Genomic DNA, 23,061 nt, shown 5'->3' with positions numbered 1-23,061 from the left:
GTACAGAGCGATGAAAACGTCACGCACGCCAACATCAGAGAGTCGCCGACGCTTTTTGCGCGATTCGATGCGCACCGCCGTCGGTGTCGGTACTGCCGCCACCATCTTGGGGTTGCAGAGCAAGCAAAGCAAGGCTGAAGCAGGGGTACCTATTCGTCCGCCGGGCGCATTGGAAGAACCTGAATTTCTTCAAGCTTGTTTGCGTTGCGGGTTGTGTGTGCAGGCATGCCCTTACGACACATTGAAACTAGCTACATTGCTTTCGCCAGTCGCAACGGGAACGCCGTACTTCACGGCAAGAACGATCCCGTGCGAAATGTGCGAAGACATTCCATGTGTGGTGGACTGCCCGAGCGGTGCTCTCGATCAGGCGTTAACCAACATTGACGACGCCAGAATGGGCACAGCCGTGCTGATAGACCATGAAACTTGCTTGAACTGGCAAGGGTTGCGGTGCGATGTGTGCCACCGGGTTTGCCCCTTAATTGACGAGGCCATCACCCTTGAGCCAATTCGAAACCAGCGTACTGGCTACCATGCCAAGTTTATCCCGACGGTGCATTCCGATGTTTGTACCGGGTGCGGTAAATGCGAGCAAGCCTGTGTGTTAGAAGAAGCGGCGATCAAGGTGGTGCCAACGGCGTTGGCGAAGGGGCAACTGGGCCAGCATTACCGGTTGGGTTGGGAGGAAAAGGCCAAACAAGGTGAAAGCCTTGTGGCTGATGAACTCTCGCTGCCGGTTAGGGAACCTGTGAAGGGAGGAGATTTGTAATGGCTAAGAACCGTGCAAAAGACGCAGGCAAAGCTGCCACCGCGACTTTGGGCTGGTGGAAAGCCCATCGATTCCTTTTACTGCGCCGGAGCTGCCAGTTGATGATCATTGGCTTGTTCATGATTGGCCCTACATGGGGTGTGCTTAGGGGAAACCTGTCGTCAAGCAGCTTGTTTGGCACCGTGCCACTGACCGATCCGCTGATCTTGTTGCAAACCATGGCCGCTGGGCATATGCCAGAGCTCATGGCGATTGTAGGCGCGCTAATTGTGGTGGTTTGCTATGCCGTGGTTGCCCCGCGTGCATTCTGTGCTTGGGTATGCCCGCTGAATATGGTGACGGATTTAGCCGCATGGCTAAGACGTAAACTCAGCATCAAAGCGAGCTATCGCTGGCCGTCTAACTTGCGCTACTGGTTAATCCCGGTATTGCTGTTGGGCAGCGCGATTTCTGGCACTGTGTTGTGGAACTGGATTGATCCGGTGGCGGCATTGCACCGTGGTTTGATCTTTGGCATGGGGGCGAGCTGGATTTTGATCTTGCTGGTGTTCCTGCTGGATCTGCTGTTGGTTGAGCATGGCTGGTGTGGGCATTTATGCCCCTTGGGCGCTACCTATGGTGTGATTGGCCGTTATGGCTTGATCAGGGTAACGGCAACGGATCGTGAGGCATGCACCAAGTGCATGGATTGCTTCAACGTGTGTCCAGAACCAGAGGTACTCCGCCAACCGCTGAAAGCTGGTGATCGTAAAGTGATGAGTCAAGAGTGCATTAGCTGTGGACGCTGCATCGACGTCTGTCCTGAAAAGGTATTGGAATTTAAAATAAGAATTGGAGCCAAAAATGAAGGGTAAGTATGTTGTATCTGCACTGCTCGCCGCAGTGGTAAGTGTTGCAGCATTCGCTGAGGTTACCTCGCTTCGAGGTGATCAACCTATTGGTGATAACAATGAAGTTGCAACGATTAAGCAAGTACCTAAGATGCAAGGTCGCTTGGCGCTTGATTTCGTTCACCAACCACCACTTGTTCCGCATTCGACTGAACATGTGCAAATTAATGCCAGCAACAACGGGTGTTTAGCGTGTCACGATGTTGACAAAACCCGTCGCACTGGTGCGCCGCGTGTCAGCCCAACTCACTACATGGATGGTAATAACAAGATTTTGGCCGAGGTTGCCCCTCGCCGTTACTTCTGTTTGCAGTGCCATGTACCACAAGTTGATGCTGAGCCGATTGTCGAAAACACTTTCGAGCCAGTCGGTAAGTTTGGCCAATAGGAGGGGGTATGGAAGGAAAACGACCAGGCTTGCTCAGGCGCTTTTGGCAGTGGTTTCGTAAACCTAGCCACTTTGCCATTGGTAGTATCTTATCGGTTGGTGTCATCGCGGGTGTGATCTTGTGGGGTGGGTTTAATACTGCCATGGAAGCAAGTAACAGCGAGGGCTTCTGTATCGGCTGTCATGAGATGGAAAATACCGTGTACCAAGAGTACATGGGCACCATCCACTACACCAACAGTAGTGGGGTGAGGGCGACATGCTCTGACTGTCACGTGCCGAAAGACTGGGGTGCCAAGATGGTGCGTAAGATCCAGGCCAGCAAAGAGCTTTACGGTAAAGTGTTTGGCAAGATCGATACCCCGAAGAAGTTCGAGGAGCACCGGTTTGAGATGGCCTCACGCGAGTGGGCACGAATGAAAGCCAACGATTCACAGGAGTGCCGTAACTGCCACAACTTTGAATACATGGACTTCAGTACCCAGAAAACCGTGGCGGCTTCTATCCACAGCCAAGCCGAGCTGGATGGCAACACTTGTATTGATTGTCATAAGGGCATCGCCCACCAGCTGCCAAAAGGCCACACCGTCGATAACGCGATTTAAGGTCTTTTGAGTCAATAAACAAAATCCCTTTCAGTCGCCTGAAAGGGATTTTTTTATCTTTGTTTTTTATCGTAGTTTTTTACTTGGGTATAAGCCTGAACAGCACTTACTGGCTGGTATCAGGCTTAGCTGGTCAAATACTCAAGAAAGGACTTCTTATCTAGCGATTGCTTCACATCGGCTAGCCACTCAGCATCTTTGTGCTCAAAGTGGCTTTTCGTTGCGTCATAACCTAGATCATATAACTGCTGGAGGCTCTCGTTATCAACATTAAACGCGCCCCACTTATCGATGCCTTCAGGGGCGATGCACACATCAGGCAACTTCATGCTTTTTAATAGGTGTGCTGAGCTGTAAATCTCAAATACCCGATCCAGCACGTCAAAGGCGTTAGCAAACTCATCACTCTCTTTGTGCTCAAGCGGGCTGAGGTACATCCCGAGGTGTGCTTGGCATTGATCATTGATGAGATCGGTAGGGAAGTTGTTGGTGATCCCACCATCAGAGAATAATTTACCGTCGATCTCCACCGGGGTGAACATGCCCGGATAGGCCGCCGAAGCGAGCAGGGCAGGAAGCAATGGACCTTCGTTAAATACCACCTGATGGGCGGTGTTGAGATCGGTGGTGGCAACATAGAGTGGGATGTCTAACGCATCAAAGTTATCGCGTTTGATCCAGCCTTTGAAGTGCTTCTTGAGCCGTTCGGAATTGATAATGCCTAGCTTGTTGAAAGAGAAGTTATCAATCTTGAACATTTGGTTTTCAACAAAGAAGGAGAAGATGTTGTCCGGCGTATGCCCCGCCGCATAAAGGGCCCCCACAAGCGCACCGCCACTTGCCCCTGAAATGATGTCAGGCTTGATGCCTTGCTCTTCAAGGTACTTGAGCATGCCGATATGCGCCATGCATTTAGCGCCGCCACCTGATAACGTGAGACCAAATTTATAGGGCTTGCGGTTGAAAAAAGTCGGTGATGCCAATGTATTTGCTCCTAAGTTGATGACATGTTTCCTGCTCCTCTACCATAAGATATCAGATAGAAATTTAATTGAACCTGACTCGTTATAGTATAAAAAGCCACCATTTCTTTTCAGTGTGTAACGTTTCAAATTTACAACGTACAACAAGAATGATCATTGTCTTTAGTATATTCAAGTGTGATTATTGTCACATTTTTGTCTGGTTTGTTGGCTCTTAAGTTGAATTCATTTGAGATCAATATCACACCAACAAACGTTTGCGTGGTTGTTTATTGAGCGATCTTTTGTTGGCGGAATGTTTTGTTTTAACGTTTAAGCATCATGCAAAGGATTACAATTAACCCTTGATTCATCAAACTTACTGAATTTACAGCTTGAAACATTTAGGTTGATTTTCGAGTATTTGTTCTATTTTCTACATGTATATTTCTCGTGCTTTTATTCCTCCTTTTTATTGGTTTTCGAGAAATGAAAAAAACAACTATCAAACATGCTGCACTAAGTGCTGCGATTATTGCTTCACTTGCTGGGTGTAATAGCAGTACGAAAGATAACGCCAGAATTATCCAAGAGTGCAAGATGTATGAGCCGACCCCTTCGGTTATCGTCAAGGGCAACAATAACGAATTGACACATCAAACAATTACCATCGGTGCAACAGGCGATATGCATGGGCGTATCTTCGCCTACGACTACGCGCTTGATGGCGTCGATGTGAATGCTGGCTTTACAAAAATTGCCACGTTGCTTAATGAAGAGCGTGCCAATAATGATAACTTCTTAATGATTGATCTTGGCGATACGGTGCAAGGTAACTCAGCTGAGCTATTCAACAACGAGCCTGTTCACCCAGTCGTTGAGACCATGAACTTCATGGATTACGACCTTTGGGTCCCGGGTAACCATGAATTTGACTTTGAGCGTGCTTTCCTAGAGCGAAGCCTTGAAGGATTTAATGGTTCAGTGATCTCATCAAACATTGTTTGGGACAAAGATTCAACTGACTGTAAATCTAATGGCGAGGAACCATTCCTGCGTGGCTACCAAATCTTCCAAGTTAATGGTGCCAAAGTGGCTGTTATTGGCTTAACACCATCTTGGGTGAAAGTGTGGAATGCATCTAACCCGGAAAACTTCCGTAATCTTGATTTCAAAGATGAGCATGTTGCGATTGAGCAAACCGTCAATGCTGTGATAGATCAATACCAGCCAGATGTGGTGATTGGCGCGCTTCACTACGGACGTAAAGAACACGATCGCGGTGTTCATGAAATCGCTTCTGATCTTGCGGATAAGTTTGACGTGATCTTTATGGGCCACGAGCATGCACGGTTTATTGAGCAAGTTGAGAAAGGCGCAGACTTCACGGCAGAAATGCCAAATATTTCTGCTGATAACAAAAATGAAGTAGAAGACAAAAATAAATCAGGCGTATACAACGCCGAAAACCGCCATGAGAAAGTGAAAGTTATCGAGCCGGGTAACTGGGGCTGGGCTTTGGCAAAAGCAGAAATCGAACTTGAGAAAGATGAAAACGGTAAGTGGCAGATCGTTGATACCACACTGTCGAACCGTACTGTTGCCGACGTTGAAGAAGATCCTGCTCTGCAAAACGAGATGCAGCATATTCACGATGCATCAGTTGCTGACGCTAATATCATGATTGGTAAAGTAAAAGGTAACTTCACCAACACGCCAAACGGTCGAGCTGATGAAGCGGTTCATGATAATCAGCACCTAACCGACGAAGGCTTGCGTCTGTATACGACTATCCATAGTGCGAAGCTTTCTGACATGCCATTAACTGATTTGATTAACCAGATCCAAATCATGAATGTTGAAGATAAAGCTGGCGTAGAAGTAGATGTGTCTGCCGCTGCGCTGTTCTCTGATGGTTCAAATCTATTCCACGACCAAGAGTACCGCAAGAAAGACAGTGCCAACCTTTACATGTACGACAACCAGCTGGTTGCCGTGAATATCACGGGTAAGAACCTGAAGGAGTACATGGAATGGTCATATGGTTACTTTAATCAATACCAAGATGGCGATATCACCGTCTCTTTCGATCCAGAAGTACCATCGTTTAACTACGACATTTTCGATGGTCATATCGAATACGTGGTTGATTTAAGTGAGAAGAAAGGTAACCGAATTCAGGATATCAAGATCCGTGGTGTTGAATTAGAAGATGAGCAAACCTACGTGCTGGCTATCAATGACTACCGCTTTGGTTCGCCAATGAAAGAAGTGGGCTGGGTAACTGATGAAGACGTTATCTGGGACTCTTCAGCCGAGCCGATTTACGCGGTGCGTGACATGCTAACAGATTACGTCGCCAAAACGGGTGTACTTGATCGCGTTAAGTTTGAAAATACCAACTGGTACATCAAGCAATACGGACCATCTGATACTGATGGCGTAGTAGCCGACGAACACAAAGGTGCTATTTTGACCCTACGTGAAGATGGTGCTGAAGGTGAGGCACTTTGGAACCGTCTGGTCAGTAAAGAAATTTGTGTTATGCGTTCAGGCCCAAGTGATCGTGATTCTATTAACGTGTCGCTGAGCACTAAAAATGCCAATTCTTGGTTTGAAAACCCGAACAAAGATAGTGACGATTTAACTGAAGTGTATAACGGTTGTACTTATACCAATCAGATTCAGTAATAAGCTATTGATTTAAATTAAGAAGGCGCATTAGCGCCTTCTTGTTTAGGATACCGAAATGTTTAACCGATTAATTTTTCCGACCGTTATCTTTATTATTTCTACGGCTATTTTGTGGCTTTCGCCAATGGTTAGCGATAGTTTTCGCCCCACAGCCTATAGCAACCAAGTTTTTGTTAAGGCGGAAGTCATAGAGGTTTTAACTGAAAGTACTCAATCGGATCATTTAGTACCTTCAATTAAAACGGGCCGCCAACGTTTGTTGGTGAAATTATTAGATAGTGAGGAGCAGGGTAAGCAAGTTGAAGTCGAGAACCAACTTAGCCGACTTCATAACGTCTATGTGCAAGAAGGCGATAGGTTCATCATGCTTATTCGCGAACAGGCAGGGCGAACCATTTACTGGCCATTCAACCATGATCGCTCTTCAGCAGTGTATTGGATGATTGGCATCATAGTGTTACTGACTATCTTGTTGGCCGGGATCCAAGGTGTTAACTCTGTGGTCTCATTGTATTTCACAGGCGCGTTATTGATTGGCGTATTGGTACCAGCGTTATTCGCAGGATTTAACCCTGTTATTGTGACTATTGGCCTTATGGCGATAAAAATTATCGTCAATTTCTTGCTGGTTGCGGGGTACAACAAGAAGTCCATTGTCGCCATGCTAGGTACGCTGGCCGGCGTTATAGTTGCCGGGGTGATGGCACAGATATTTGGTGAGATGGCGCAATTGAATGGCTTGTATCTCGACAAGGGGGAAGACCTCCTTTATTTAGGTGGCACAGGGCAGATCCAGGTACGCTGGTTGCTGTTTGTCGCCATTATGATCTCGGCCCTTGGTGCAGTTATGGATGTCGCAATCTCGATGGTTTCTTCTTACCATGAACTTCGTGATGCTTCGCCAGAGCAAACGGAAAAAGAGCGTTTGATGGCAACAATACGCATTGGCCGCGATATTCTTGGCACCATGACCAACACCTTGGTTTTGGCGTTTGTTGGAAGCGCACTCACGACCATCATGATGGTTTGGGGCTTCCAAATGCCAGTGATGCAATTTATGAATATTCCCGCTCTGTCACTGGCGATGATCCATGGCCTTGCAGGCAGCATTGGTTTGATCATGACTGTGCCATTGACGGTATTGATTGCGAGTTTTGTCTACCAAAAATATAACGACTAAAAAGAAGGCGGTGCATCAAAGAGGCACCGCCTTATAGAGGCTAGGACTAGCTGTGAGGGCGGGACACGGAAGGAGCAGTGTCGCCCGTCTGTGAAGGGTTATGCCAACATAGCTAGCCCATGAAACCGAGGTTCATGGTGCCAAAATTGGCAGAGGTGGTGGGGAATACCGTCTCGATCCCCGAACTGCTGACGCCAAACCAAGTGGCTAACGTGGCGGCCATTTGCTCATGAGCGAGGGTAGGGATCAAGCGTCCCCTGCCGTTATCATCCGGACTACCCACACTAAAGTCAGGGTAGGCGCCATAACAACCGCCCATAACGCTACCGCCAATCACCAATTGGTTGCTGCCCCAACCATGGTCGGTACCGTTATTGCTATTGTTGTGCATGGTACGGCCAAAATCTGACATCGTGAAAGTGGTGACATTCGGTTGCAGACTTTCTAAGGCTAGCGTGAACTCAGTAAGCGCGGTATCAAGTTGGCTATACAGCGATTCATGCCTTGGTAGTTGGTTGGAGTGGGTGTCGTACCCGCCTTGGTTAACGATGAACACCTGACGTCCCACACTCCCCGATGCGACAGACGCGTCAATGATGCGCTTTACAGCAGATAGTTGGGAGCTCAGAGAGCTGTTACGGCTGATGTTCGGATCTAAAGGCGTAGACTCGATCAAAGAGCGGAAGTTGTTATAGGGGGTGAGGAAGCCTTCATGCTGTTTTAGGTATTGCTGGTGGAAAGGGGAAAGGTAAACCTCGTTGACCATCTCGTTGTATTCCGCTTCCAGTGTTGATGAGTCGCTAAAGGTACTGACTTCAGACACCGAGCCTTGAGTGTTAGTACGCACATCACCGACATTCACCCCTGATAACCAACTATTACCGCCGAGGGAAACCAGTTCGGGTATGGCTCCGCCTTGCGCAAGTAGGTCCATCAATAATCCGCCCCAGCCATATGCGGCATAACCACTACTCTGCCAGGCACTTTCCCAGGCATATTGCTGCTTGGAGTGGTTGAATAACCCCGTTGGGTTTGGGGCTCCGCTGCCGGCAGGGCCAACCAGTGTACCTATATTGATGAGTCCGGCTGCCAGCCCATTCTGAAACAGCGATTGCACACCGGGCATATTGGGGTGTAGTCCTATGGGTACCCCGTTGTTATCGGTTTTGCCTGTCATTAACAGTGAGGTTTTTTCTATGGCAATATTCGGGCGTCTGGTGGCGTACTTGCCATACAGGTCATCATCGCCAGCCATGAGCATATTAAAAGAGTCATTGCCGCCGCGAAGGAATACACAGACCATGGCCTTATAGTCGGTGGCTGCGTAGGCTTTATTGCTGAGCGTGAACGCCATCGGTAGTGAGCTTGCCCCCGTCATCAGGGCGCTATGTTGTAAAAATCGACGTCGCGATAATTTCATCATGAGTTACTCCTGAATCTGGAATTCTGGTGACATGGCTGCCACCCAGAAGACTTTGTACATATTGTCGTGATTAGATTTTGGCATGGCGTCATAGACATCCCCCAGCCGTTGTTCGAGCTGCGGAGTAAGCGTACCGTCGAACAACGTATCGGCGAGCTGATCCAAAAAGCCTTGCCTGTCATTGGCGGTCCAGAGTGGGGTGAAGGCAGAGTAATCAAGGATCAGACGATCATCGGCTAACCCGGTGACATCGCCATCGAGAGTGGTATCGCTTTTTAGCTTACGGTAAATGAGATTGGCAAAGTTAGGGATCTCTGCCGAGGTATATAATGCGAATTCAGGCCCAATCAAGTTGTTATCTTCCAAAGGACCGCTAGGGGTGAAATTAGCAGGGAAGAAATTGAAAACGGATGGCGCACTTAATGGGCCTTGAGAAAATCGGTGCTTTTCCGGTGAGTATTCGCCATCGTAGCCGTAGCCAAGGCTGGTATCACGGTGATGCGGATAGCTATCACCCATCTGGCTATTAAACGCCCGATAGAGGGCTGCTGTAGTGAGTATGGGTTCGCGCGCTTTGGATACTGAAATAGGGTTGAACTCATAAGGTTGGGGGTCGGTTAAAATGGCTTTGACGACTGCTGCTAAATCACCTTGGGTGTTGTTGAAAACCCTTGCTACCCGCTCGACATAGAACTTATTCGGGTTGGAGGTCACCAATTGTTTAATCAGGTGCTTACTAACAAACACGGCGGTTTCACGCTTGCCAATCAAGATATTGAGTAGCCTTTCCAGCTCTTCATCAGCGCTTTCGTTACCGGGGTAATTCTTGCCGAGAATACGTTTAGGATCAGTATCATGATTGGCAGCGGTAACCACCATTGGCGCTAATAGCCCATTGGCTTCATCCCACCCGGTAAAAAGCCGAGCTAACTCTTGGACATCCTCCTCGGTATAAGCCGGAATAGGGGCGCCGGTTTCACTGTCCTTTTTAACTATGCCACGATAGTTAGTTTTCCATTCGCCAAGGGAAAACAGTTGGAGCAGTTCTCGGGCGTAGTTCTCATCAGGGTAACGGTTCTGCTCGGGATCAGGCGGTAAGTTGCCTGCCATGGTTAGGAAGCGTCCCATCGCGGGTGAATAGGTAACATCACGCAAGAGATCTTTATAATTGCCGAAGGCGTGTTGCACTAAGAGATCGTAGTAGATGGCAAGCCCTTTGGCGCGATTGTTGCCGGAAAGCCCCGCATCATTTTGTGAGACGACCAGCATCTGGCTCAAGGCGAATGCCACCCGTTGGCGAAGTTGATCCTCGCTGTTTAACGCTATGCCCCACCAAGCGTTACTGCGGTAGTTGCGGTGCTCGCTAATACTGCCGTTTATCTCGCCCCGAATAGTTTGGATCCGGACATATTCGTCGTGGTGGTAGGAGGCGGGCAAAGCCATTTGTTCATCTACCCATTGTTCTGCGGTTTGGCCGACTAAGGCATTAACCGTCGATGGGGTTGGGCCGAAAGTTCCCCGTTCTAATAATCGTGCGGCATTTTGATAATCGAGTATAAGTGGGGTGTCGATGCGTTCGAATTGTAAACTGTAGCTGTTATCCTCAGCCCAGAGATGGTTTTCAGTCTTGGACTTTATTGGAACGATGGTGTCATCAGGCTGTAGTTGACCGATGGTAACCCTGAGACTGTTATTATTGATACACTGGCCAATATGGTACGGCCACTGTGCTTTTCGGTTGTGTCCTTTTTTATTTATTTGGCATTCAAAGGTTTCAACAATATTACCGTCGCTAACGACGGAGACATTGACGGAATATGGAAAGTAGCTGTAGTTTATTGCTCGCTTGATGCTACCATTGTCAATCAAATCAACAGCGTATGCATTTATTGCAATAATTTGAAAGAGTAAGAAAACGATAGCCTTTTTCAAAATATTGACGGTTTTGAAAAACATCGTGTTTACTCCGGATTGAAGTGAAAGTTATTGATAAATAAAGCTTTGGCCGATTGGTTCTCACGATCTTGCATGTTGTTTAATCAACAAATTAGCCTGATCTTTTTATACACTAAAAATTAGATCGAAAAGAATATCGGTTACCTTAATAAAAGTATGTGTTTTAAGTTTCATATAAACTTATTTAGCGAACTGTGAAGTTAATGCAGAATAAATAAGAAACAGCCTTATTTTATAACATAGGGTTGAATAACTCTGACTTAATGCTATCGGCTAGTATCGGACGTGACTTAGGTATTTAGTTATTCTTTTTTTGGGGTGGTGGTGGCGCTATTTTGCTTTGCGTGTTGTATTTAAAATAAAAAAGCCAGCACTGAAAAGTACTGGCCATTTGGATATACCCAAGTTAGTTCAAGATGGGCATCTTTAAGTCGTTTGGGTATAACGAGTTAGAACTCGGCATCGACTCGAAATGTCATCCGCTCATGGGTAATCGGATGGTCCAAAACTAAGGTTTCAGCATGCAGGTGCAGGCGGTTTTCCTTTTTGCCATACAGGTCGTCGCCGATAATTGGCATTTGCAAGCCGAGGGGGTGGGCGCAGTGAACCCTTAACTGGTGGGTACGTCCTGTTTTCGGCGAGAGATACACTTTGGTACGGTTGTCTTTACGTTCAATCACCTGCCAAGTGGTTTCCGCAGGTTTTCCGTGCTCGTAACAAATCAACTGGCGTGGGCGGTCATCAAGATCACCGCGCATTGGTAGGTTGATTGTCCCTTGCTCGTTTTCAAGTAGGCCATCAATGAGGGCAACGTAGCGTTTTTCGACCGTACGTTGGATGAACTGCTTCTGTAGGCTCTTATTTGCCCGCTTGCTAATCGCGATAACCATCAGGCCAGATGTCGACATGTCCAAACGGTGGACAATCAATGGACCCGTTGCATTTGGGAACAACAGCTTCATGCGATGGTACACCGAGTCTTCGATGGTCTTGCCCGGAACAGACAGAAACTCGGCAGGTTTATTTACCACTGCCATGTCTTCATCTTGATAGATAATATCGACGTGCTTGCCTTCTGCTGGGTTTGATAGCAATGGGTTTTCATCCACGACCAAACCTTCAAGCATATGGGTCAATATTGGCTGGCACTTACCCTGACAAGCCGGGTAGTAGTTCTTGTGTTGCCTAATTTCAGATTTAGGCGGTAATCCCCACCAGAACTCGGCAAGGGCAATAGGCTTCAGCCCCCACAGGTAAGCGTATTGTAATAGCTTGGGTGCGGCGCACTCTCCGGCAGCAGCTGGCGGAACACCTTGGGTCGTTTTTGCAAACAATTCGCCCAGGTTTTTATTTTCCCCATTGGCGTTGAGGAAGCGGTATTGGGCAAACAGTTTTTGTTGCAGTGCGTTTGAGCGTGCCTTGCGTTGCTCTTTCAGCGGGGTGATTTCTCCAACAAGCGTATCTAACTCTTGTTGGATAGTGCCAATACGCTCTTCCCAGTGGAGCTTCAAATCACGAAGCTGGAGTTTTTCAATCACACTCTCTTTGCTAAGCTGCTTCTTCAATGCATTGCGTGCATCTTCTGTGAGTGTCGCCGCGGCCGCTCGTTTGGCTTTACGTACCTTGCGGCCTTCCACCATGTTACTGCGGTGGGCTTTGAGGGCTTCTTCACCCGCTTCGCGCTCTTGTTTGAGGGTGATAGCAAGTCGGTTGAGAACTGGATTGGATTCCAGGGCTTCAATTTCAGCGGTAATCTGGTTGATCTCAGCCTGTTCTACTAAGTAGAAGCTGTCTTCAGCCAGCATATCAAATACAGGCGGGACAAAGCCTGGCAGTAGGTTTTGATCGGCTATTTTGCCGGAAAAGGCAGACAGGTAGCCGATTTCGCCTTGACAGTTCTCAACAACAAGTACACCAAACATTTTGCCGATGGCACTTTCAGTATCACCGTTCAAACCGAAGTTATGTTGCCAGTCAGTCTGCGTTAGCAAGTGCTGCTGCAATTCTTCCGCCGCCAAGATGCTGATTGGGTGCGGCTCGTAATAAAACGGATAGGTGAACTTTTCCGGCAGTGTATAGCCATCAATGGATGACTTGAACGGTGTAAAGCAATGTTTCGGGCTGTGCATAGGCAGATCTAAATACAACGTTGGGCCCGCTGAGCACAACGCTTCATGGGCATGGTTAAAGGCGGGCAATTCTAACTGTTCAGCGACAATTTATCACTATTTCAACCCATGAAAATTGATAGCTTTTTGACATTCTAGAGCTTGCTTTTTAAAACTTTAGGCTTACACTTGTTCGCTCAGTCAGCTAACAAGTGTAAGCTAAAATAATGAAAACAACGCTCAACCCTTTGAAGCATTTTGTAAATGCTTCGCTGTTCAATAACTCTTCAGCTACCGATTGGTTAGCGCCGGTTATTCAATTACGACGGCCCGGATGGCAACCTGGGCTATTTCGCTGTGACGTCAAAAGTAAACAACTTATCAACCAACAAGTGCTGCAATTGCGCCTCAAGCCAGCAGCAAACTGGCCAGGTTTTACGCCAGGTCAGCACATCGAGCTCAATACGGAAATAGAGGGTCGCCAACAAAGCCGCACTTTTACCATCTCGAGCTCATTGTCTCTGTGGCATCAAGAGGGTGAGATACAACTCACCATCAGGTGTCATCAAGATGGCAAATTTACTCCGCACCTGTTATCGGCCGTTTCGCCTGGTGATCGGTTATACATTAGCGAAGCCAAGGGAACATTTTTCCCCAACGCCGACAGTACCCCTCTATTGTTAATCGCCGGTGGTACTGGCATTACGCCATTTGCCAGTTTTCTTAACGACCAAGTGAAAAGCGCAGCCCCGGTCACCTTGTTACATTTTGCGCCGACCGCAGGTAACCATCTGTTTAGCCAACAGTTCACTGAACTTGCGCAACGTTCCCCGCAGTTTCGTTACTTACCGCTAAGTACTCAGGAACATGGCTATCTGAGTAGCGAAATATTGCGACAACACCTCAGCCCAAATGGTAATGACCGTATCATGGTCTGTGGCCCTGATGGGTTAATGAAGCAGGCTCGGAAATTGGCTGAAGCAGCAGGCATTGCCGCAGACAACGTCGTCACTGAAGCCTTCTCGCTCACCATTGATAGTCTTGAATCAGGTGCAGCGCCAGCTATCGCTGTCAGCCAGAATGGCATCAGCCAGCGGGTACAACCAGCCCAAGCCGATACGCTACTGAATCAATTGGAATCAGCAGGCGTCGCAATACGCTCCGGGTGCCGCATGGGGGTCTGCCACCAATGCAGTTGCCTTAAAAAGTCCGGCACTGTCGTCAATTTGCTTACCGGGAAGACATCCGGCCCCGGTGAAGAGCGTATCCAAGCTTGCATCTCTCAAGCACAGACCCAGATCGAACTTAGCCTTTAGGATCCAACATGAAGCAATTAACGCCTGCCGATTTCGATAATCTGGCCCGTGATTTAGACCAAATTAAAGCTGACACCCAGAAAAAGGTCGGCCAAACTGATGCTCAATATATCCGCAAAGTCATCCTGGTACACCGAGCGGCTGCCATCGCCGGCCGCGTTCTGATCTTTGCCGGTTGCTTCGTGCCATGGATGTTGATCCCCGGTATTGTGCTGCTTGCACTGGCCAAGATCCTCGACAATATGGAAATCGGCCATAATGTGCTCCATGGCCAGTATGATTGGATGAACGATGCCAATATCAACTCCGATAAGTTCGAATGGGATATTGCTGGTGACAGTGGCAGCTGGAAACGGGTTCACAACTATGAGCACCATACCTACACGAATATCGTCGGCAAAGATCGTGATTTCGGCTATGGCTTGCTACGCCTATCCAATGATTTTCGTTGGCGAGTTAAAAACCTCTGGCAACTGCTAACCTATGCGGCCTTGAGCCTGCTTTTTCAGTGGGGAGTGTCCTACCATGAGTTGGCTGGAGAGCGGGTATTCTTCGGTAAAAAGAAAGAGGGACGTGAATCAGCAGTCTCACATAGTGAACTGAAAAAAGCCTTCTTCGCTAAAGGTGCCCGACAAATATTCAAAGATTATCTGTTGTTTCCGGCCCTTGCTGGACCGTTCTTTGTGACTGTTTTACTGGCAAACCTGTCTGCCAACGTACTGCGCAATTTATGGACATCGACCATTATCTTTTGTGGTCACTTTCCTCAACAGACCCGCACATTTACCACAGAAGAGTGCGAAAATGAGTCTAAGGGACAATGGTATTATCGCCAAGCCTTGGGTTCAGCCAACATTAACGGCAAGCCATGGTTTCATATTCTGAGTGGGCATCTGAGTTTGCAAATTGAACATCACCTGTTCCCGGATATGCCCTCATCGCGCTATCAAGAAGTTGCCCCTCAGGTCCAAGCTGTCTTTGCTCGCTATGGTATCCCCTATAACACTGGCCATTTCTTCAGCCAATATGCTTCGGTAGTCAAGCGCATTGCCCGCTATTCGCTTCCATGATCTTGGCCGCTTGCGAATACCGACTGGAACCCCAGAAATAACAATGCCGCTCACGTTAAGTGAGCGGCATTTTGGTTTTAGCGCGTTATTTTAAGCAAGTTATTTCAAGCGATACTTAATTTAAAGGCTACTTTGTTCATGCGGCTTGGTTGAGTGCCTGCGCTGTTGATCTTGTTGCTGTGCGCTTATCTAGCGCCCCGCTTAGGCGAGTCAGTGCCAAGGCAAACAAGACAATGATGCCGCCTACCCAAGGGGTGTGCATTAAGCCAGCTTTTGAAACAATCATGCCGCCACCCCATGAACCAAAGGCAATACCCACATTGAATGCCGCAATGTTCAAACCTGAAGCCACATCCACAGCATCTGGGGTGTGCTTTTCAGCCAGTTTTACAACATAGACTTGCAGGCCAGGTACATTACCGAAGGCAAACGCACCCCATACTAAGATGGTAGCTACCGCCAGAATTGGGTTAACGGCAGTGAAAGTAAAGGTGAACAGTACTGCAGCCAAGCCGATGAAAATTAATGTTAATGCACTAATCGGCCCTTTTTTATCGGCCATTTTACCGCCCCAGATGTTACCAACAGCAACCGATACGCCGTAAACCAGCATGATTAGGCCAATGGCGCTGGCATTAAACCCGGCAACCTCTTCTAGGATTGAAGCTAAGTAGGTGAAAGCTGTGAATGAGCCGCCATATCCAATGGCTGTGATGGCATATACCAATAATAGACGAGGCTGGGTCAGTACCTTTAATTGCGATGACAGCTTAGTTGCCGCAGGTTGCTTGAGGTTCGATGGTATCAATAGCGCACTGCCGATTAGGGCAATAATGCCAAGGATAGCCACAATCAAGAAGGTTGTTTGCCAGCCGAACAGTTGGCCGATGTAAGTACCGATAGGCACACCAGTCACCAGAGATACGGTTAGGCCCGTGAACATAATCGCGATGGCGCTGGCGGCCTTGTCTTTGGCGACTAAGCCGGTGGCGATTGTTGAACCTATTGAGAAGAACACACCGTGCGCCAAGCCGGTCAGAATACGGGCGGTGATCAGCGTGTTGTAGCCCGGCGCCTGCCAGGCCAATAGGTTTCCGGCAACAAATAGTGACATCACGGCTAGCAACACATGCTTGCGGTTCCACTTACCGGTTAAGGCAGTAAGGACAGGTGCACCAATGGCCACACCCAGGGCATACAAACCACCAGTAGGCCGGCAGAAGGAAGTGATACGTTGAGGTCTTGCGCCATGGTTGGGATAAGGCCAACGATGACGAACTCAGTGGTGCCGATGGCAAAGGCACTGAGGGTTAACGCTAAAAGTGCTAATGGCATAATGCTTTTCTCTTCGTGTTAGGTTGTAAGGAGTGTCGCCCTCACTTGATGGCGTGTATTATTCGAGAAAAGTGATTTGTGAAAAACAGCACTATTGGCAAATTACTTTTGTTATTATTGAAATAATAACTGCTCACTTCATTTGGAAGAAAATATGCTTACTCGTTCTGATGACTTGGAAATCTTGCTCGCCGTCATTGATAGCGGTGGTTTTTCAGCCGCCGCCGAAGCACTCGATATCCAAGTCGCGAGGGTGTCCAGGGCGGTCAGTAAAATCGAGAAGCAACTAGGTGTGACGATTTTGAACCGTACCACGAGACGCACGGAGCTAACTGACGAAGGGCGGATGTTTGTTGAATCTGTTCGGGTGGGGTTGCAGCACATCCAACTGGCCGAGGAAGAAATCGTATCGAGAGGGGAGCTACCAAAAGGCCGCCTAAGGGTCGATGCTGCCAGTCCGTTTGTTTTTCACCAATTAGTGCCTCTGGTCGGTGCATTTAAGCAAGCTTATCCCGACATCGAGCTTGAGCTGACGTCGAATGAAGGCTTCGTCGATTTACTGGAGAAACGCACCGATGTGGCGATTCGCATAGGTAAGCTTACCGATTCTACGTTGCATGCCCGTCCGCTGGGAGAAAGTGCGCTCTACCTTGTTGCTGCCCCTGAATACCTTGCCAAGCGTGGTTTACCGCAAAAGCCCGATGAACTGACAAGCCATGAGTTGATTGGTTTCACTGGTGCGAAGGTATTGAACAGTTGGCCGTTAAAGGGTGTTGGGGAAATAAAGCCCACCATTACATGCAGTAATGGCGAAACTGTTCGACAACTTGCCATACAAGGCAATGGAATTGCTTGTTTATCTGGGTTTATGGTGAAGAAAGATATTTCAGCAGGGCGGTTAGTGCCTGTCTTGGAGAGTCATAAACTATTGAATACCGGGCGTGAGCAAGTTAATGCGGTGTACTACAAGTCTTCCAATGTGGCGCGGCGTATTTCAGCTTTCATCGATTTTATCAAGCCACAACTGTCGCTCTGATTTTGTCATGCGAGAGCAAGCCCAGTTACGATGGTGAGTCGTGACTGGACTTCTTGCTCTTAGCTTTAAGGCGCCTGGAATTAACGGCGTCTGGATTTAACGGCGTTTAGACAAAAGCCTGTTCAGAGTTAACCAAAGGCACTCGGGTGGATACGGCGTGAAGTGCGATATTGTGGATCATCTCATCCACAGTGGTACAGCAATCCATCAAGATTGAAACATCATACTTTTCAGCGGCTTTGGAAATGGCGGTGTGGGTTACACAGTTCTGGGTCATCATGCCGCAAACCAGTAATTCTGTAACACCATGGCGCTGGAGTACGTTTTCTAGCTCCGTTTTTTCAAAACCATCGGCAAACGCTTTCACCACCACTTCTGCGTTAGGCGCTGCAGCAAAGATCTCTGGGTGAATATCAGCCCCGGTTGTCCCTTCATTAAAGAATGGGGCGATCCCCATTGCTGCATCAGCAATGTGCTGGATGTGGATGACTGGAATATTATGTTGGTTGGCGTTATCAATCGCGGTTTTAATGTTCGCTAGTGTTTGTTCGGTATTCCAAAGCGGAAACTTACCGGCTGGGAAATAGTCATTTTGTAGATCGATAACGAGTAGGGCTTTCTGGCTCATGGTTGACTCCGTCAAGTTGATTTTGATGATGTGAGTATAGGTACTGTAAAGTGAATTATTCAGAGTCTAAAATGACATAAACAAGGTCAAAACTGACAAAGTTGAAAAGCATCATCATGAGCGAGAGACAACCAAAGACAATCATAAAGATAGCGATAGTCGATTATCCAAATAGTTTGAAGTCAGCACTGTATGGTTTGGAAGAGTTGTTCCAAATGGCGAATTTGGCATGTCGCGATTTAGCGATTTCCCTTGAGTTTCAGTGTGATATTGTTAATCAAAACCATTATAAACATATCGATGGGAAAGGTGATCAAGCGCCGTCCTATGCCGCGATTATCCTGCCTCCGAGCCTGCAGAGTGACTATTACCTAGCTCCCGAACAGATATTAATGGCCTGGCTTCATCACCATCACCAAAGGGGCGCGGTACTCACCTCGGCCTGTGCCGGGGCGTTTATTCTTGCGGCAACCGGATGTTTGGATAACAAAGCTGTCACGACCCATTGGGGCTTAGCGGACTTGTTTAAGCAGCAATATCCTCAGCACCATCTGTCGGTAGAGCAAATCTTAATTAACCAAGGTGATGTGATCACCGCGGGTGGAATGATGTCATGGCTTGATTTGGGTTTTGAGTTGGTCGCTCAATTCTCAAACCCCAGTGTGATGCGAATGGTGGGCAAAATGCTAGTGGTTGATACCGGTGCGCGGGAGCAACGTTACTACCAACAATTTTCCCCCAACTACCAGCATGGGGATGAGGCAATCGTTGCGATCCAGCATGAAATTAACGACAGTTACAGCCAAAGTTTGAGTGTGTCTGCGCTAGCGAAGCAGGTAAACCTGACAGAGCGTACTTTCCTTAGGCGTTTCGTTAAAGCGACAGGTATCAAACCTACCCAATACATTCAACGCGTACGGATCCAAAAGGTATGCGACATGCTTGAGTCCACCAACCATTCGTTTGAATGGATTGCCAATCAGGTGGGTTATGACGACGCAAGCGCCTGTCGTAAGGTATTTTTTCGTACTATGGGCTTAACCCCGGGTGACTTTAGAAAACGATTTTCGGCCAGTCGCTAAGCCAATCTGGATTTACCAAGTTGAACTGTTTCATTTTTAACAAAAGTCATTTGTTATTTGTGCTATTAGTGCAAATTAATTTGGTTGCTAATATCGCCATCAAGTTAATTTTGTAGGACGTATAATCATGACGGCTTCTTTATTTCAGCCAACTCAGCTTGGCCAGTTTTCAATCAATAACCGTATCGCCATGGCACCGATGACGCGTTCTCGTACGACCCAGCCGGGTGATGTGCCAAACGACATGATGGCCACGTATTACGGTCAGCGGGCGACTGCAGGTCTAATCATTACCGAAGGGGCGCCAATTTCGGCTGTCGGTCGTGGTTATTCGTTAACGCCGGGTATCTATACTCAAGCGCACATCGATGGATGGAAAAAGACAACACAAGCTATCCATGACAAGGGCGGGAAAGTCTTTATCCAGTTGTGGCATGTTGGTCGCCGCAGCCATGAAAGTATTACTGGTGAGGAAATCGTATCGGCATCTGCTATTAAGGAAGCGGACAAAGTCTTTGGCCCGTTGCCAGACGGTGGGTTCGGTATGATTGAAACTGGCGTACCACGTGCAATGAGTATCGCGGATATTCAACAGACGATTGCTGATTTTGTGCAAGCGGCAAAAAACGCGATGGAAGCAGGCTTTGATGGTGTGGAGATCCACGCTGCTCACGGTTATCTGCTTGATCAGTTCATGCGTCTTGCCAGCAACCAACGTGATGATCAGTATGGCGGTAGCCAAGAAAACCGCATGCGCTTTTTGCTTGAAACAGTAGAGGCGGTGGTTGATGCGATTGGCGCAGATAAAGTCGCTATTCGAGTTTCGCCGCATGTGGTTGAAGGCTTTGCAGACTTTGATCCGGAAATTGAGGCACTAACGCTGAAAGTGCTTGAGCAGCTTGCGCCGCTTAATTTGGCCTACCTGCATTTTTCAGAGAACATCTCTAAGTATGTGGAAGCACCGGAGTCGTTCCGTCAGGCTGCGCGGCAAGTTTACCCTAACACCATTATGGTGGCGGGTAAGTTGGACAAGGCAAAGGCGGAAGCATTGCTTAGCAAAAAGTATGCGGATTTAGTGGCATTTGGCACACCGTTTGTGACTAACCCGGACTTTGTGCACCGTATCGAGCACAACATAGCGTTGACTGATTTTGATGCCGATGCGCGTTTATCTCTATATGGCGGAGACGAAAAAGGCTATATCGATTATCCAACAGCAGAAGAATCACTGACTGTTTAACGATAACAGTGCTAGATAAGAGCGGCGATTAGCCGAGCAGGAACGGGAAGAATAAAGCGAGCCATTCGGCTCGCTTTTTCAGTTTCCAACATTGCTAGTCGCTAATAGGACTTAGGCATCACGCTTTGGCGCCGGCTTATTGCCTGAACGGCTGCGATTGCCGCTCGATGGTCGGCGGCGTTTGTTTTGCGGCTTGGTTGAGCGCTTATCGCTATCGCCTTGGGAAGCCTTACGATCATCGTTGTTACGCTTGTTTTTAGGTACGTAGTTGAGGATCGAGATTGGCACCTCTTTGCGTGGCTCGAACCCTTCCACCACCTTACGGGTAAGCAGGTGGCCTAGGCGGCTTTCAATCGTGCAAAGGTTCTTGAAGTTGTCTTTCGAGACAAAAGAAATCGCTTCGCCTGATGCACCAGCACGGCCTGTACGCCCGATGCGGTGGATATAGTCTTCCGGCGGATAAGGCAGGTCGTAGTTAACCACGCGGGTCAATTCCACGATATCAATACCGCGAGAGGCCACACCAGTAGCGACGAGGTATTTAATCTTACCTGCTTTGAAATCTTCCAATAACTGCTCGCGAATCGCTTGGCTACGGCCGCTGTGGAACGACTCAGCAGCAATACCGCGCTTTTCAAGTTGGCTAACCAGTTTGGCTGCGCCGTGTTTGGTTTCGATAAAGATCAAGGCCTGATCCCACTGGTTTTCAGTGATCAGGTGGCTTAATAGGGCTGATTTTTTATCTTTATCGACAGTTACTAACCACTGGTCAATCTGAGGTTTATTGTTCTCATCAGGGGTGATGGCAATTTCAACCGGATTCTCGACAGCGGTTTTAGCCAGCGAGCGAACCTGCGGAGACAGGGTGGCTGAAAACAGTAGGCTTTGCGCATCAACAGGGGTGCGATCCATGATTTTGTTGATGTCTTCAATAAAGCCCATATCAAGCATGCGGTCGGCTTCATCGAGCACGACAACCTCGAGTTCATCAAGGTGGATAGCACGCTGGGTGCACATATCCAATAGTCGGCCCGGAGTGGCAACCAAAACATCAACACCCTCAATGAGCTTTTGCTTTTGATATTTCGAATCAACCCCACCGTACATGGCCAAGGAGTTTAGCGATAGGTGCTTGCTGTATTGCACAATGCTTTTTTCAACCTGAACAGCCAGTTCACGGGTTGGCGTCAGGATTAAGGCATGAACACGTTTTGGGCGTACCTTGCGTTGTGCATCGCTTAACATCTGCAAAATAGGCAGGACAAAGCTAGCGGTTTTACCTGTGCCCGTTTGTGCTGCTGCCAAGAGGTTACGGCCCGTCAATACCGTCGGGATCGCCTTTTCTTGAATGGCGGTTGGGGCAGAGTAGCCGAGTTCGGAAATGGCTTTGACAATCGGATCGCTTAATCCAAGCTTGGAAAATGGCATGTGAAGTCTCAGGTAAAAATCAAAAAAGACGGCTATTGCCTTAGCAATAGCCGTTAAGTCATAGAACTATTCTAACATGAAGTCAGGACAAGGGGCGACGTGTACGTAGGCTTGGCGGTTGATTGCTTATATTTCTAGCAAGGATTTGCTTTCTTGACCAATCGTTCAATTATGGTTACATTGAATTAAATAACGATCGTTCAATAAAAGGAAGTGTAATGAAAATCTATGAACTGGCCCCGACCCCGAGTGCGAAGCGTGTTAGTTTTTTCCTCGCCGAAAAAGGTATTGAAGTAGAGCGAGAAAGCGTGAATGTCCGTGAGGGGGAGAACTTAACCGAAGCGTTTCAATCTTTGAGTGTGAATGGTCGCATTCCTGTTTTGGCGCTCGATGACGGCACTACGATTTGCGAGTCGATTGCCATCTGCCGTTACTTCGAAGAGCTTTATCCGGAAAAGGCTCCGTTGTTTGGTGCAACTGCCCTAGAAAAAGCACAAGTTGAAATGTGGCAGCGCATCGTAGAGTTACAAGGATTGTTTGTGGCATTTCAGGCATTTCGTAATATCACGGCGATTTATAGCGATCGTGAGACGTGCATTGAGGCCTGGGGGCATGAATCTCGCCAGCGTGTCATCGATTTTTTACCAACACTAGAGAAGCAGTTGGCTGAGCAACCTTACGTCGCGGGTGAGCATTTCAGCGTGGCAGACATTACTGCTTTCGTGTTGATGGGAATGCTTGCGGCACTTGAAGTCGCCATTGATGAATATCCTAATATGCAAGCGTGGAAAACGCGTATTGCTGAGCGTCCTGCAATCCAGAGTATCGCTTAATCATACCAATCTCATCTCTAAACCAATCCCATCTCGGGTAAACGCCCACATTCGCCTTGGTTTGTGGGTGTTTTCTTGTCGCTATTCTATCGCCAGATATTTTAGCCCTGATATT

Annotated in this window: 18 protein-coding genes and 1 pseudogene; 12 read left to right on the top strand and 7 right to left on the bottom strand. The window is 47.9% G+C overall.

The window, feature by feature from the left end; all coding sequences use genetic code 11:
* The first annotated feature begins 10 nt into the window (after positions 1-10).
* Genes napG through C9I98_RS00965 form a run of 4 tightly spaced genes read left to right on the top strand, consistent with a single transcriptional unit; the run spans position 11 to position 2,655 of the window.
* Complete coding sequence (napG, locus tag C9I98_RS00980) at positions 11-772, top strand: ferredoxin-type protein NapG (protein WP_036822588.1); 762 nt, start codon at positions 11-13, stop codon at positions 770-772.
* Positions 772-1,626 (top strand): quinol dehydrogenase ferredoxin subunit NapH, encoded by an 855-nt coding sequence (gene napH, locus C9I98_RS00975; protein WP_036822590.1) that lies wholly within the window; start codon positions 772-774, stop codon positions 1,624-1,626. The genes napG and napH overlap by 1 nt, the downstream gene beginning before the upstream one ends.
* Complete coding sequence (locus C9I98_RS00970; protein ID WP_036822593.1) at positions 1,616-2,050, top strand: nitrate reductase cytochrome c-type subunit; 435 nt, start codon at positions 1,616-1,618, stop codon at positions 2,048-2,050. The genes napH and C9I98_RS00970 overlap by 11 nt, the downstream gene beginning before the upstream one ends.
* Positions 2,051-2,058: 8 nt before the next feature.
* A complete protein-coding gene (locus tag C9I98_RS00965) occupies positions 2,059-2,655 on the top strand; it encodes a cytochrome c3 family protein (protein ID WP_036822595.1) in 597 nt (198 codons plus the stop codon).
* A gap of 125 nt (positions 2,656-2,780) precedes the next feature.
* Here C9I98_RS00965 and C9I98_RS00960 read toward each other — a convergent pair whose 3' ends face one another.
* Positions 2,781-3,638 (bottom strand): patatin-like phospholipase family protein, encoded by an 858-nt coding sequence (locus C9I98_RS00960; RefSeq protein ID WP_107271454.1) that lies wholly within the window; start codon positions 3,636-3,638, stop codon positions 2,781-2,783.
* A gap of 468 nt (positions 3,639-4,106) precedes the next feature.
* Between C9I98_RS00960 and C9I98_RS00955 the strand changes: the two genes are divergently transcribed.
* A complete protein-coding gene (locus C9I98_RS00955; RefSeq protein WP_036822245.1) occupies positions 4,107-6,308 on the top strand; it encodes a bifunctional metallophosphatase/5'-nucleotidase in 2,202 nt (733 codons plus the stop codon).
* 58 nt (positions 6,309-6,366) lie between these two features.
* Positions 6,367-7,491: a YibE/F family protein gene (locus C9I98_RS00950; protein WP_036822248.1), complete on the top strand. Its 1,125-nt coding sequence runs from the start codon at positions 6,367-6,369 to the stop codon at positions 7,489-7,491.
* A gap of 112 nt (positions 7,492-7,603) precedes the next feature.
* Here the strand turns inward: C9I98_RS00950 and C9I98_RS00945 are convergent, their stop codons facing one another.
* From C9I98_RS00945 to C9I98_RS00935, 3 genes are all read right to left on the bottom strand, one after another.
* On the bottom strand, positions 7,604-8,914 hold the full coding sequence (locus tag C9I98_RS00945; protein WP_051902179.1) for a DUF1501 domain-containing protein: 1,311 nt from the start codon (positions 8,912-8,914) through the stop codon (positions 7,604-7,606).
* Positions 8,915-8,917: 3 nt separating this feature from the next.
* Entirely contained in the window at positions 8,918-10,870 is a 1,953-nt protein-coding gene (locus C9I98_RS00940; protein ID WP_051902182.1) for a DUF1800 family protein, read from the bottom strand.
* 449 nt (positions 10,871-11,319) lie between these two features.
* Entirely contained in the window at positions 11,320-12,999 is a 1,680-nt protein-coding gene (locus C9I98_RS00935; protein ID WP_173424681.1) for an RluA family pseudouridine synthase, read from the bottom strand.
* 206 nt (positions 13,000-13,205) lie between these two features.
* Here C9I98_RS00935 and C9I98_RS00930 point away from each other — a divergent pair, with 206 nt between their 5' ends.
* Both C9I98_RS00930 and C9I98_RS00925 read left to right on the top strand, forming a co-directional pair.
* Complete coding sequence (locus C9I98_RS00930) at positions 13,206-14,294, top strand: iron-sulfur cluster-binding domain-containing protein (RefSeq protein ID WP_036822251.1); 1,089 nt, start codon at positions 13,206-13,208, stop codon at positions 14,292-14,294.
* An 8-nt stretch (positions 14,295-14,302) separates the two neighbouring features.
* Positions 14,303-15,364: a fatty acid desaturase family protein gene (locus C9I98_RS00925; RefSeq protein ID WP_036822254.1), complete on the top strand. Its 1,062-nt coding sequence runs from the start codon at positions 14,303-14,305 to the stop codon at positions 15,362-15,364.
* A gap of 136 nt (positions 15,365-15,500) precedes the next feature.
* Here the strand turns inward: C9I98_RS00925 and C9I98_RS00920 are convergent.
* Positions 15,501-16,699, bottom strand: a pseudogene (locus C9I98_RS00920) (MFS transporter).
* A gap of 154 nt (positions 16,700-16,853) precedes the next feature.
* On the opposite strand from C9I98_RS00920, the gene C9I98_RS00915 reads away from it, so the two are divergent.
* Complete coding sequence (locus C9I98_RS00915; RefSeq protein ID WP_036831192.1) at positions 16,854-17,735, top strand: LysR family transcriptional regulator; 882 nt, start codon at positions 16,854-16,856, stop codon at positions 17,733-17,735.
* Positions 17,736-17,841: 106 nt separating this feature from the next.
* Here the strand turns inward: C9I98_RS00915 and C9I98_RS00910 are convergent, their stop codons facing one another.
* Complete coding sequence (locus tag C9I98_RS00910; protein ID WP_036831194.1) at positions 17,842-18,363, bottom strand: cysteine hydrolase family protein; 522 nt, start codon at positions 18,361-18,363, stop codon at positions 17,842-17,844.
* A 116-nt stretch (positions 18,364-18,479) separates the two neighbouring features.
* Between C9I98_RS00910 and C9I98_RS00905 the strand changes: the two genes are divergently transcribed.
* Both C9I98_RS00905 and C9I98_RS00900 read left to right on the top strand, forming a co-directional pair.
* Positions 18,480-19,445, top strand: coding sequence for a GlxA family transcriptional regulator (locus tag C9I98_RS00905; RefSeq protein ID WP_036831197.1), 966 nt, complete (start codon positions 18,480-18,482; stop codon positions 19,443-19,445).
* 127 nt (positions 19,446-19,572) lie between these two features.
* Positions 19,573-20,685: an alkene reductase gene (locus C9I98_RS00900; RefSeq protein WP_036831199.1), complete on the top strand. Its 1,113-nt coding sequence runs from the start codon at positions 19,573-19,575 to the stop codon at positions 20,683-20,685.
* Positions 20,686-20,796: 111 nt separating this feature from the next.
* Here the strand turns inward: C9I98_RS00900 and C9I98_RS00895 are convergent, their stop codons facing one another.
* The gene (locus C9I98_RS00895) at positions 20,797-22,113 is read right to left on the bottom strand and encodes a DEAD/DEAH box helicase (RefSeq protein WP_107271453.1); all 1,317 of its coding nucleotides are present in this window, start codon (positions 22,111-22,113) and stop codon (positions 20,797-20,799) included.
* A gap of 218 nt (positions 22,114-22,331) precedes the next feature.
* Here C9I98_RS00895 and C9I98_RS00890 point away from each other — a divergent pair, with 218 nt between their 5' ends.
* Positions 22,332-22,946 (top strand): glutathione S-transferase family protein, encoded by a 615-nt coding sequence (locus C9I98_RS00890; RefSeq protein WP_036828626.1) that lies wholly within the window; start codon positions 22,332-22,334, stop codon positions 22,944-22,946.
* The last annotated feature ends 115 nt before the right edge of the window (positions 22,947-23,061 follow it).

Origin of the sequence: Photobacterium sanctipauli (assembly GCF_003026495.1) — a bacterium.
In the GTDB taxonomy this organism is placed as follows: Bacteria; Pseudomonadota; Gammaproteobacteria; order Enterobacterales; family Vibrionaceae; genus Photobacterium; species Photobacterium sanctipauli.
Note: the sequence above shows the minus strand (reverse complement) of the source record. Positions and strands in the feature narration are given on the sequence as shown.